9 protein-coding genes are annotated in these 12,487 nt (G+C 33.9%); 1 reads left to right on the top strand and 8 read right to left on the bottom strand.

The features are described 5' to 3' along the window. Window positions 1–13: 13 nt before the first annotated feature. The 8 genes from CLV48_RS20580 to CLV48_RS15895 form a co-directional block, all read right to left on the bottom strand. Window positions 14–457: a hypothetical protein gene (locus CLV48_RS20580; protein WP_170069037.1), complete on the bottom strand. Its 444-nt coding sequence runs from the start codon at window positions 455–457 to the stop codon at window positions 14–16. Then, window positions 435–1,535 carry a Card1-like endonuclease domain-containing protein gene (locus tag CLV48_RS15860; protein ID WP_106568278.1) on the bottom strand — a complete coding sequence of 367 codons (1,101 nt, stop codon included), beginning with the start codon at window positions 1,533–1,535 and terminating at the stop codon, window positions 435–437. Before CLV48_RS15860 ends, CLV48_RS20580 begins: the two co-directional genes overlap by 23 nt. Continuing rightward, window positions 1,532–2,110 carry a hypothetical protein gene (locus CLV48_RS15865; protein ID WP_106568279.1) on the bottom strand — a complete coding sequence of 193 codons (579 nt, stop codon included), beginning with the start codon at window positions 2,108–2,110 and terminating at the stop codon, window positions 1,532–1,534. Before CLV48_RS15865 ends, CLV48_RS15860 begins: the two co-directional genes overlap by 4 nt. Beyond that, window positions 2,107–3,555 (bottom strand): phospholipase D-like domain-containing protein, encoded by a 1,449-nt coding sequence (locus CLV48_RS15870; protein WP_106568280.1) that lies wholly within the window; start codon window positions 3,553–3,555, stop codon window positions 2,107–2,109. Before CLV48_RS15870 ends, CLV48_RS15865 begins: the two co-directional genes overlap by 4 nt. Continuing rightward, window positions 3,555–4,928: a hypothetical protein gene (locus CLV48_RS15875; protein ID WP_106568281.1), complete on the bottom strand. Its 1,374-nt coding sequence runs from the start codon at window positions 4,926–4,928 to the stop codon at window positions 3,555–3,557. The genes CLV48_RS15870 and CLV48_RS15875 overlap by 1 nt, the downstream gene beginning before the upstream one ends. Further along, window positions 4,929–8,792, bottom strand: a complete 3,864-nt coding sequence (locus CLV48_RS15880) for an AAA domain-containing protein (protein WP_106568282.1) — start codon at window positions 8,790–8,792, stop codon at window positions 4,929–4,931. Window positions 8,793–9,315: 523 nt separating this feature from the next. Continuing rightward, window positions 9,316–9,714 carry a helix-turn-helix domain-containing protein gene (locus CLV48_RS15890; RefSeq protein WP_106568284.1) on the bottom strand — a complete coding sequence of 133 codons (399 nt, stop codon included), beginning with the start codon at window positions 9,712–9,714 and terminating at the stop codon, window positions 9,316–9,318. 309 nt (window positions 9,715–10,023) lie between these two features. Beyond that, window positions 10,024–10,338: a hypothetical protein gene (locus tag CLV48_RS15895; protein ID WP_106568285.1), complete on the bottom strand. Its 315-nt coding sequence runs from the start codon at window positions 10,336–10,338 to the stop codon at window positions 10,024–10,026. A gap of 571 nt (window positions 10,339–10,909) precedes the next feature. On the opposite strand from CLV48_RS15895, the gene CLV48_RS15900 reads away from it, so the two are divergent. Beyond that, complete coding sequence (locus CLV48_RS15900) at window positions 10,910–12,469, top strand: TlpA family protein disulfide reductase (RefSeq protein ID WP_106568286.1); 1,560 nt, start codon at window positions 10,910–10,912, stop codon at window positions 12,467–12,469. Window positions 12,470–12,487: the final 18 nt, after the last annotated feature.

A 12,487-nucleotide genomic window follows, 5' to 3' on the forward strand; every position in this document is an offset into this window, starting at 1 on the left:
TATCCTAAAATAGTTATTTAAAATCTGTGGGGGATATTTTTACTAACGTTGAATTAAATGCTCCACAACGTTTTGCGGCTTTGCGAAGGTGGCGATTTTCACCACTAAACTTCATACGAAGCACTAAATTTTGATTAACCACTTCACTGTCATACGAAGCACTGCACCGCCACTTTTGCAAAACCGCTGTTGGCAGCTGGTGTTCTGTCGTCCGTCCTTGTAAACCATTGTCAGTGTTGGTTTTGAGTGTCATTGTCTGTTTACTTTTTTCTCTGTTTGTGTTGGGTTGTGCGTTGCGTTTTTTATTTTTTTGAAGGGTTGGGAAATTTTTTAAAAACAATTTTTCTTGCGTTGGCTTTGCAAGCTCTTTGACAAAGCTTCGGACTGTGCTTGGGCTTGTGCGGCTTTGGCAATGTGCTTGCAAAACGTTTGGCTCATATTGATGTTTTTTTCTCAAGCTTGTCTAATATTTTACAAATGTCCTTTAGTGGATTAACCATTCTCTGAAATGCGTATACATAAAAAACCTCGATATCTAGTTCTTTACACTTCTCCATTATTGATTGTGAAGGCATATATCGACTTACTAATAGTGATTTAGATATTAGACCACCATAAGTTTGCTTGATAACCTTCATTTTGTTTATGTCTTCTTGTTTTATATTGCCGGATTTACACTCAACAAAAATCAGTTTGTTACCTGTATTGATTAGGATGTCAATCTCATTTTTCAAGGCTTTATTATCAGTCTTAAAAGGTAGCTCGCAATGAAGAATTATTTCTTTTGCTTTAGCCCATTTACCAATTTCTGATGCTACAATTAGTTCCCACCAATTTGCATTAAAGAAAAGGTCACGAACGTTATTGCCTTTAAAACAAGCAATAGGTTTGTTGTTACTATGGATTTCTACGATGTTAGCATCCCAATTGATGACTGCATTACCTGTCGTTGTCTCTTTCCCTTTTTCTGGTAAGACTCTATATTTCTTTCTTAGGAAATCTGTAACCTTAGAATATATTTTATTTGACGCAGCAAAAGATTCTATCTGTCTGGAAACCCTTAAATCATTCTCTGTAAAGTCGCTTAGCGTTTTTGCTGAAAATATTTTATGACCACTTAACCCAAAAAAATCTTTAATTGATAATTCCGAAGTTATTTGTTTTTTATCATATGAAGGGACTTCTATTAAACTATAGTCTTGATTTACGTAAAAACCATTGAGATTACTTTCAGAAATAATCGATTGTGCTGCAAGAAGCATTATTTTAGTGCCACCAGTTAAATTAATCAATACATCGTCTTGTGCATCTAATTTTTCAATGATACTTCGAATTCGTTTTTTGATGGAATAAAAATCAAAAGGGTCACAAATAAATTCACTAACTATAATATCTGGAAAAATGTCTTTCAATATTTTAATTCCTTCTTTTGATTCATCCGAAGCAATAAAATGAATTTTGGCGGGCATAAACTCTTTTATTCCGATGTATATCGGAAGTAATTGACCACCAAGAAAACTAATTTGATGCTTCATTTTAAAAATATTTCTGGTTGATTCTTGAATGGATTGTATACAACATTAAGTATTTCTGAACCAGGCATAGGCTTTCGTAAATCTTTGATGTAATCCGAAAAGTCAACGTAAACTATTCTACATCCATAATCTTTTCCAAAAATGGATGCCGATGCAACCATTGACTTTTTACCTCCAGTTATATCAACTGTAATTTGTGGGTCAGGATTTAATACTAATTGTTCTTTCATTGCTTTATACATTGATTCAAAGCTTTCATCATTTAGGTATATAATTTCATAATTAGAATCAAGAAAATTTTCTAAATAGCGATTATCTACTTTTTGATTATTTGTCGTGAAAATAATGTGAGTTTCGGGCTGAATTGCTTTTGCAGTTAGAATTATTGGTTCGGGCGAAAAACCTAAAACTGAGAACAATGTGCCACCTGATGGTAATGTGTTACTATATTCATTACAGAAATTATTTATAACTGCCTCAAAAAGTTTTTCAAAATATAACTCTTGAGCACGTTCAAATTTGCCTGAACTGGCTAAATCAAGCCACTCTTGCAGGTATGGTATTTTATTTTTCATTGATTATTGCTGATTTTAAGTTCAAAAAATTTAAGAACATATTTTTCAAGATCAAATCTTGGTTTTACTGATTCTATAATTTGAATGACGTTGTCCTTTATTCTACACTTTAAGTATGAATTTCCGATAACTAGGAACTCGCTGTCTTTCGATTTTCCATAAAAGATTATGTTGCTTTTTAACTCTTCTAAATTTACATTATGAGATTTATTAAATGAAAGGATCAAGTTCTGGGGAAATACCGGTGCATTTAGGCCCTTAATCATTTCATATGCAATATATGTTTGAAATAATTCATTTCTTGTGGGCTTGCTGTCATAAACGTAGAATGATGTTTCAATTAGTTTCTTGTGAAAATCCAGAAATTCAATGCGTTGATTTTCATTAAGAATATATCCAACCTCAAAGCCATTGGTTAATCCGTGATTCCCGTCAATATTCGCTGTGAATATTAAACCCGTTTTTTCATTTATAACACCTTTTGAATGGTTGTAAACATCAGCATATACTTTGCACCCAATCTCAACAAGCTCAGAAACACCGCTTAGGTGATCATTCCTATAATTCATCCCTCTACAAAATAATGAAACAGGTACATTTCTCCCTATTGCATTTTTTAATGACTGAATTAAATTTGGTAGAGAGTTTAAACCAACAACACTGTATGCAGACAAATAAATGTAATCACTCGCTTCGTCAATTACTTTTATAATCTCATTAAGCAGGTTGTTTTCATAAGATTCGCAGGTATATCTCAATTTTGATTGACATGGTACTGGAAGCAAATCACTATTTATTGTGGCTTCAGTTTGCACTACAAGCATTTTGCCTTTTTTTCTAGTGCCTAAAAATTGTTTGAAGGTTGTACCTTGAAGAAAAATAACATCAAAAAGCCTATCTAACTGTTTACTACTGTTTTCATCGAGATACACACCTGATTCAGTATTAAAAGTTAATGATGGTGTTGTAAAGTTAGCACTAGTAATAAATCCATTAGTTCTGTCTGACACGATAAATTTAGAATGTGCGGAAAGAGAAGCTCTTACGTGAATACCATTATCATAAAGTTTCCGTATAAATTTAATGTGAATTTGTGCGGGATTTTCTTTTATCTCTTCTTCTGTAATGAAATCAATTAAAGATAAATCGTTTTTTAATTTATCTTGATCTAGTTGAGTTAAAACGAAAATAGCAATTTGACTTTCTTTTGATTTGTTTAAAATCGCATTGAATATTTCTTTATCTGTAATGATAAAAGAACATATTTTAAGAACAGAAGTTGCTTCATTAATTATGCGTAGTATTTCATTTTTTAAGGATGAATTTCCTTCTTGCGTAAGAAACAACGCATTGTAGTGGTTTAACGGATGAAAGTCTTTCCTGTCATTATTAATAACAAAAACTCCAGTATTTAAAAAATCGGTATTTCGAATTATTGTTTCCATCACATTAAATCAATCATATGGTTTTCAATATCATATTTCTCCAGTAAGTCAAATTCACCTGCTAATAAGAGAAAGCGTCTAATGTTGTTTGCGAATTTTGGATGACTTTCAATAAAGCGGGAAAATGGGAATCGCTGATATTCTCTAATTAATTCAATAAACTCAATTAAATCTTTAACTACTGGGTCATCTGTACTATAATTGATGAAAAATAAGAACACATTTCTTTCAAGGCTATTGTTGAAAATCTTATAGTCACGCTTTCTAATTAAGTCACTAAGCAGTTTCTGTCTGTTTATACTTTTTAAAAGATGATTCACCCTTATATTAATCATTAGGTTGTCCTCATCGTTTATAATATTCGTAGCTTCTATTTCCTTGATGCCAAAGCCAAATGGCATATCCGCTTTTAAGAAATTGATTAAGTCCTCACTGCTAAAATTATAACACTTATTGGTTGAGTCTTTGTATCTATCTATCTCAGGCCAATTTGTTGTTAAATAAGGAAAAGTTTTTTCATTACTATCTTTCTTCTGAAAGGGAACCATTAATTTGAATTCTATATTTTGAATTCTATCGTTTAATTGTTGCTCAAAGAAAATTACATTTTCTCTAAGTGTTTGATAGTAAGATAACTCATCTCGTAAAGAAAAGATAGCGTAACCATCTATAAGCTCTTTAATTAATTCTTTATTTGATTTACTTACTGAAACAAGTACTTGAAAGCTCATTTTGGTAAACGAGATTTCGTCAATGCCTTGTAATCCGATAGGAATTCCAAATGCTTCTCGCTCCTCTCTTTCTACAGCAAAAATCTGATCTGCTATTAAACTTTTTTCAGGTGGGGTATGAACGATGTCTGGAGCAAAAGGGCGTGCTATTTTAGTTTCACCTCTTTGGTTCGTATAGAGGTAGGAATAATTCTCACTTATGAGTTTGCTTTTATAGTAGTTATAAAAAATACGTGGTAATGGCTTTAATGTAATACCATCGATGAAGAAATCATATGATTGTTTGTGAAGTCTTACTTGTGTTTTTGTTTCAAACACAGAAATTCCATATTCTGTTAGTTGATGATTATTTCCTTGTTTAGTTAACAAATCATCACTTATGAGTTTTTCAATTCTTAGTTCTATTAAGCTTTTGGAAGTGCCTATGATACTGCCAATTTGGAACGAATTAAAATCAGGTTTTACTTTAATAAAATCAACAATTACTTTATCTAGGTTGTCAAGAGGGTCTGGTGTCGAATCTGAAATCTCAGAATGAATACAAAAAATTGGATATTGAAGACAAAAGATACCTTTTAGCTGTCTTCCCATTCCTGACAATTCTTCGTAAAATTTTTCTATGTCAATACTGAAATTGCTCATTTAATATGAAAATGCTATTTGTTTTTTTTCTAAATCAATTTTAATAATTCTGACTTCCATAGGTTCATTAACTTCCGGCACTTTTCCTCTACCTATATTATTTTTGTGAAGTAAACCTTCAAAGCCAGTATCAATTTTAAGGAAGTATCCAAAGTTTACTTCTTTGGTAATAATTCCTTTTACTTTGTCTCCTTTCTTGTACTTTCTTATAGTGTTTTCCCAACACTTATTTTTATTTTTTGCAGTGCCTTTCTTTCTATTGTTTAAGTTCAAAGTAATCCGTTTGTTTTCAACATCAATCGAATAGATTGAAACATCCATTTCAGTCCCTGCTTGTAAGTTTTCAGCACTTTCTTTGAGATCCTTGGACATCATAGAATACGGTATTAGACCATCAACACCATCGACAGTAACGAATAACCCAAAAATTCCCTTTGGAGATTTCCCAATGGATTTAAATTTTCCAACTGCATTATCTCCCTGTTTGTATTTCTCTAAGAACAACTCAAAGGGAGATTTGAAATCATATAAATCAGCGACATTAACAAAATTCCCAATATCTTCTTTGTTGCTAAGTTTAACAAGAGTTCTAAAAAGGTTAGTATAGTTAAATATTTTATCAAAGTGAGACCTAGAATCAGTCAAGGTTTTAGAATTTCCGATAAGAATTAGCTTTTTCTTGGCACGGCTAAATGCAACATTTAACCTTCTTGCATCATCAAGAAATCCAACTTTACTATATTTTCGTTTCCCATTTTCAAAAGGAGCGTTATTGTGGTCGGATGAACGTGTAAAACTGAAAACGATTATATCATATTCCTTTCCTTGAAAAGAGTCAAGGGTTGAAACATCAATGTTTTTGAATTTACAGGATTCAGATTTGTTTATTTGATTTTTAATATTTGCTACTTGAGATTTATAAGGGGCTATTATGGCAATACTGGATTGATTAATGTTGCTTTCAAATAATTTTGGCAATATTATTTCTGAAATTGTTTCTGATTCTGTATTGTTTTTTGCAGAGAAACCATCATTCTGTTCAAAAGGATTTTTTGAATTTGAGGTGTCAAAAAATACAACCTCCTTATTAAACGGACTTGGCATTTCAATTCTGTTCAAATGGGTTCTAATACCCATTTTTACCTTACCATCATAAAAAGATTCAGAAACAAACTGCCCAATATTGGGATGCATTCTATGTTGATAGTTTAACATTTCCATATTGTCTTTTGGAAATTGTTCAGCATTTATGCGGTTAACAATAAATTCAAAAAAAGATGATTTAAGAGCGTGTAAAATTTCTTCTTCTAAAAATTCTGAACCATAAACAGAATTAGGAAAGCTTTGATTATCTGCTTTATCAATCAAGGAGCTATCCATATAAGGCGGAAGTTGCTTTTGGTCACCAACCAATATAACTTTTTGTCCAAGTTCGATGGCTACTAAAGATTCTGCAATGTTTGCCTTTCCAGCTTCATCAATAATGACAGTATCAAACTTAAAATTCTTTTCTTTAAATACCTCATCTGATTTAATACCTATGCAAGTTGCAAAAACGACATCAATAGAATTATATATGAGTGGCTTTAATAAAATTTCATACTCATTGTTAGATTCGTCAAACCATTTTCTTAGTAGTTCTGTTGTTTCATTTAACTCCGTTTTGGATAAGCCTGTGAGTCCGTCAAGAAGTATAAAATGGCGTTGCTTGTACACATCTTTCATTACTCCATATTGATTTACAAGTGAATTAATGAATTGATTTAATTGGGTTCTAAACTCATTTTTATCATAACCTAGTTCTTTACATCTAGTATATTCTTCAGTTATTGAAAGCTGATTTAAAATAAATTTTTTGAAATCAATTTTGTAATCCTCTACTAGATTTTCAATTGTATATTTTAATAACTGCTTATCAATCCTGTCAGGGTTTCCAACTCTTAAGAGATTTAGCTTCGGAAATTGCGAAAGTTTCTCCAACACGTTATCTACTGCTACGTGGTTTTGACCTGATACCAGAATCTTTTCACCCTTCTCAACTAACTGTTGGATAATCTCAGCTATTACTGTTGTTTTACCCGTACCTGGAGGACCTTGTATTAAAAAAATGTTTTGATTACCTACTGCTTTTTTGACTGCATTGACTTGATTATTTGTGGGGTCTTCTTTTTCCGTCCTTGATAAATCTTCATTTTTAAACTGAATAGGTTTTAAAATTGGAGTTTTCACCCTATCTGGTTTTACGAGTAGGGCTTCTATGTGGTCAATTTTAATTTTCTTGTCAAGGAAATCTTGAATAATTTCTCTTTGTATTTGGAATTGCTTTTTAGAAATCTTTTTGTCTATATAGAATCCCTTGTCTAGTAGTTCAAGCTTTATGGGTTTGTGAAAAGTAATAGTGTAAACATCATTAAAATAAGAAAGTATACCGTCTGAGAGCTTTATTAGTTTATCATCTTCTTTTAATCTGATATTTACAACAGTATCTTCATCAGTTTCAAGACTATCTCCGATGCTTCTTGAAATCTTAATTGCTACACCCTGATTAGCTGCTGGTACTCTGTCATATTTTTCTACAAAAACAGCATTTTCTTTTTCTTTATCAATTAAACTAATTTGATACTCTAGAAATTTATCAATGATTGATAGCGTTCTCCCTTCCTGTCTTAGAATTTCACCTGCTTCTGTTTTTAAATGATTTACCGTTTCAAAGCATTGAGTTTTAAGTAAAGCATAGTCGAGAAATAATTGTTGTGAATTAACAAAAGGAAGTGTACCGTAAGGTGAGATTATTTTTAATTTGTTACTAAACAGAAATGATCCATACTTTGAATTTCTTTTTTTGGCTTCACTTGAGGTATACTGGGAATGACCAAAAGAGAAATTCTTTATGATAAATTTGATTTCTTTCTTATCCTTACCGATAATTACATCACCAAAGAAATTTACATCCTCATTATAAAGTGAAAAATCTATTTTGTCGCTGTTTCCTCTTGCATTGATTTTAAACCAATAGTGCTGTTGATTTGAAAGTAGCTCTAAAAGTTTATTTTCATTTTCTAATGAAACTACGGTGTCATTAAGAAAATAGGGGATAGCATTTTGTTTAAAAGTAGTTTCATAGCTCGCATTACCTAATTCAAATTGGATGTAAAGTGGGAAATTGGTTTTAAATTCCTTCGAAAATATTCTATCATCTTGTTCAAACCCCTTTTTAATTATTGATAATTGTTCATTTGTGGCATAGACACCCAGAATCGAATTTTTAAAATTGTAGAAGGAGAGTAGTTCATTATCAATAAAGTTGATTTCTGGGTCAACATATTCATCTGCTTGGTCAATTTCAACATCTAAGGAAGCGGGAACAAAAGAGAATAAATCACTGTAGTCAAGTTTTGAATTTACTTTTACTCTAATTCTATCCGAGGAGCCATTAATGAAGTTGTTACTTATAATACCATATAAATTTTCTTTGGTCTTTACTAAAGTGGTATTGTTATAAGATTCAACAACCTCAACATTAAATTCATCCCCTCTTTCTATTCTTTCCCAAGTTAATGTATCGCTTATTGGTTTTGTAAGATGTTTTTGGCTGAGAATTACCTGTCTGTTTTGAAAATCAATATCTAATACAACACATTGAATTCGGTCACCAACTTTAAATTTCTTGAATTCTGCTTCTCCTGAAGGGAGGCACCAAGACAAATTTAAAATTGATAAACGACCTATAAAGTCTTCATAAAAGTCTGTTATAATTTGAGAGGGTTTCACAATATCTGTTATTGTGGTTTCAATAACAGATCCCCTTCCGAATTTTTCGGTGAATTCTAATTCAAATCCGGATATTTCTGTATTAGGTCTCAATCTAATTGTAATTTTTCTGCTTTATACAAGTATAACACATTGTCACGAAGTGTGCGTTGGCAAAAAATGGCTCTTTTGGTTTTGCGAAGGGTCGCCTTGTGTGTCGGGCAAAACCAAATGTGCCATTTGTGAGGCAGGCTAAAATTGTTTTTAAAAAATGTGTGGTGGGAAAAAAATAAAAAACATAGGGTTGGTCAGCGTGTCGGTTTAGTAGCTGTCCGTTTATAATATCGTTTCTATGTCTTTGGTCACCTGTCAAAATGGTTTACTTTTTTCTTGTTTATCTCAGTAGTTTTGTTGTTGTCGGGTCGTCCTTTACACTTGCTGCCAACTTTGATATCTATCTGGAAAAACCAGCCTTTATTTACCAGTAATAAGAAACATGTCTGGTTTTTTCCAAACATACCCATTCCCCACCAACTAAAAAATCCCCTATACAGGGTATTTTTTACCCCTAAAAACAAAAAAGCCCCTATTCAGGAGCTTTTTTAACCAAATCGCGGAACCATTAAATAATAGTTAATCACTTTCCTTCTAATATCTTTTTGATCGCCTCGTTCATCTGCATCATGGTCTCCATCATCTTCATCATGACTTCGGTCTGCTTGTCATTAATTATAGTTTGATTATTACTGGAATTAATCGATACAGGAGAGTTAGTTAAATGTTCGATAACATGACCAGGGTTTGTCGCAATAATTTGTAATGGATCGACCTCCAAATAATCAGCAACTTTTTGAATGAAGTCTATTGTAATTTTACTCTCTCCTCTTTCATATTTGGTATAAGCTGCCTCTCCTATCCCCAAATAATCCGCTACTTCCAATGCTTTTTTTCCTCTTAGCTTTCTAAAAGTGGATATGTTTTGGCCAATGGTCTTATTCTCCAAAACAGTAAAATTTCTATCCTCTGGATTCTTCATTCTTATAGGCTATTTTTATTCAATTTAATGACATTTTGGAATTTTTTCAAATAAATCCGCTACCAATAAATAAAATTTTCTCTTAACTTTTACAGAAGTAGTTTTAAACTACTTAAACGTAAAGTTAAACTACTTTTTGAAAGTTTTTTTATAAAAAGTAATTTTTAGTATTGGATATGCATTCAAAAATGAGCCCTAACAGCAAATACAATAGTTCAGTTTTTTCCTTCTTACAAAGAAACCTGAATCTGTTCTTTGCTTCACTTTGTGGTCGGATCATTTCCCTATTTGAACTTCAGAAAAACATCATCAAATCACCGGTTTGATGGTATAGCTTTCTGGTAAGGAAGGATGGCCTTGGCTCTTTAGTCTATTCACAGGTTTTATCCCTTTCCTTTCTACCTGTCCGCTGCAGAGGATAGGGTAACTGCTTGCTTTATTTCTTCTTATTTCCTTATGGTCAATTGCTGCTGAAATAGCGGCCTGGAAGGACTTTGTCCATTGGGAATGAAGAGTTATGAATGATGAGTGTAGAATGAAGAGTGATGAATTAAGAGTGATGAATGGAACTGAATTGGTCAATAAATGGACTCTGGTAGTTGCCAAATGAGGGATAGAAAGCATAAGAATTGGCTGACCCCAACGGGGTCACATATTTATAGACATGATGGACAATGACACCCCATCGACCCTTAGGGGGTCGAACATCTAAATGAAGAAGAATTTGACAGGTAACCATGGGCGAAAGCCAAAAACAATTGCGATTAAAACCCTAAAACCACAACCCAAAATGACCAGAAAATTGATTGCGGCAATTCCAGAATTTCTATTTGATGACAGTTGAGCAAAGTTGTTTGACACCCAGGGACCCCCACCGCGTCTTTTCTCATAAAGGTGAAACGAAACAATAGACCCAAATGTAGCTAACGGATACACAGACGGTAACGGTACTACAGCGGTGAGGGGCCGGGCGAAAATGCTTTAAGCACCTTTCAGCACTTTATGGCCCGGGGCCGGGTCTGGTTGGTCATTCAATCGCCGATATCAAAGATGGCCTTGCTTTCCTGGCTTCCTATTTTCAATATCAGCCATAATTGCCTGAGATGGTTAAGCGGAATGCTTACCACTAACATTTCAATTCTATCCACTTCAAGAAAATCTGGGGTGATGATTACCAATAACCCAATACCTATCTATGTTCCTAAAAATTATTCAACCATTCTTATTCCTTGCTTTTGTCCTGGGATACGACTGTTCTTTTGGACAAGCTGAAGGCCTTTCCAAAGTTAAATCTGGTCCTGCGGTCATCAGGGCAGAGTTTAAAACCACCGACAACATAGAAGAAATCCAGACATTCTTTTGGGATTTCATCATTGACCAGGGCAGCAGGACCCCTCTTGCCAGGGAGGAGAAAATAAAGCCTGAAGCCGGAAATCTATTTGAAGGATCCATGGAAACAGTTACCATGACATGGGTGTCCCCGCCCATTGACAACAGGGCATTCTTTTCAATGAGAAACGGAAGGTTTCTGCTTATTGACCGCTTTATCATTGAACCGGGAGATTCCGTAAGGATCCGCTTTGACATGAACATGGGAAGGACCCTGTTTGATGGTCCTGATGCCATTAAATATAAAAGTCAGTTTGAAATTCAAGCTGCATTTGAAACATACAAATTCAGGCAGGACCAGGTATTGCTGACAGGTAAAGAAAATTTCTGGGGAGATTCCCAAAGAGATTCTATCAGTTTTTTTAAATCCCAAAAACTTAAATCCTCTATCAACAGATCGGTGAAAGTACTGGCCGTTCCGGAAAGCAGGGCAGCATTTCTTGAAGAAAGGTTAAATGAACCCATCCATGAGCATCCTGCCTACCTGGTCCTATTGGATTATAAAGGAAAACTGGACCAGGATTTTTACAGCTTATTGGAGACCCAGGTCTTGGGATACATCAATTACTCCAAAGCCTACCTGTTCAGAATGGCATACATGGAGACAGAAGGATTCAGAACACTCTTCAATAATTATTATCTCAACGATATCACAGAAACCCCTGAAAATGCCGCTGATTCCCCCAATTACCTTGATTACCTGTACACAAGAAACCTCCTGCGCTCCGCACTGACCGGCATACCCTTTATAGACCTGGTCAAGTATAAGGATAAGGCCCTTAACGACATAATCCTGACCAAGTACATCATGCAGAATTACAGGAATTTGGGCAATCTTGAGGAATTTTTGCCAACCCTTATCCAGAAGGTGAATGATCCCAAGTTATCAGCCCTTATCAGCGACCTGTACATAAAACAGAAGTCCGGCGCAGCATTTCCTTCCTTATCCCTGACCAATAGCAATAAGGAAGATGTGTCCATGGACCTTTACAACGGAAAATACAGACTTCTGAATTTTTGGCTCCCGGGATGTAGCGCCTGTGCAGCCGCTTACAAAAATTACCTGTCTGATATTGAGAAAGCATACAGCAGTTCTCCTGATTTTGAACTCATCCACCTATCCGCGGAAGCTGATCATGACAGATGGCTTAAAAACATTGCCTCAGAAAAATATGGCTCTAAAAACAGCCTCCATTTAAGAACTGATGGTGTGGATGATCCCCTGCTCAGACATTTCAATATATACGCATTCCCCAGGTATATCCTTTTGGACCCCAACGGGCTAATTGTTAAGACAGGAAATTTTCCATCCGAGACAGATTCATGGATATCTCTGATTGAAGGACTAATTAATGAATACCAATGACCAAATAAACCCAAATAA

It is taken from the genome of Cecembia rubra (genome assembly GCF_003014575.1).
In the GTDB taxonomy this organism is placed as follows: domain Bacteria; phylum Bacteroidota; class Bacteroidia; order Cytophagales; family Cyclobacteriaceae; genus Cecembia_A; species Cecembia_A rubra.

Bases quoted from the DNA above. Each gene is read 5' to 3' on its own strand.
- CLV48_RS15860 (WP_106568278.1), bottom strand. From the start codon at position 1,535: ATGAAGCATCAAATTAGTTTTCTTGGTGGTCAATTACTTCCGATATAC.
- CLV48_RS15865 (WP_106568279.1), bottom strand. From the start codon at position 2,110: ATGAAAAATAAAATACCATACCTGCAAGAGTGGCTTGATTTAGCCAGT.
- CLV48_RS15870 (WP_106568280.1), bottom strand. From the start codon at position 3,555: ATGGAAACAATAATTCGAAATACCGATTTTTTAAATACTGGAGTTTTT.
- CLV48_RS15875 (WP_106568281.1), bottom strand. From the start codon at position 4,928: ATGAGCAATTTCAGTATTGACATAGAAAAATTTTACGAAGAATTGTCA.
- CLV48_RS15890 (WP_106568284.1), bottom strand. From the start codon at position 9,714: ATGAAGAATCCAGAGGATAGAAATTTTACTGTTTTGGAGAATAAGACC.
- CLV48_RS15895 (WP_106568285.1), bottom strand. From the start codon at position 10,338: ATGCTTTCTATCCCTCATTTGGCAACTACCAGAGTCCATTTATTGACC.
- CLV48_RS15900 (WP_106568286.1), top strand. From the start codon at position 10,910: ATGTTCCTAAAAATTATTCAACCATTCTTATTCCTTGCTTTTGTCCTG.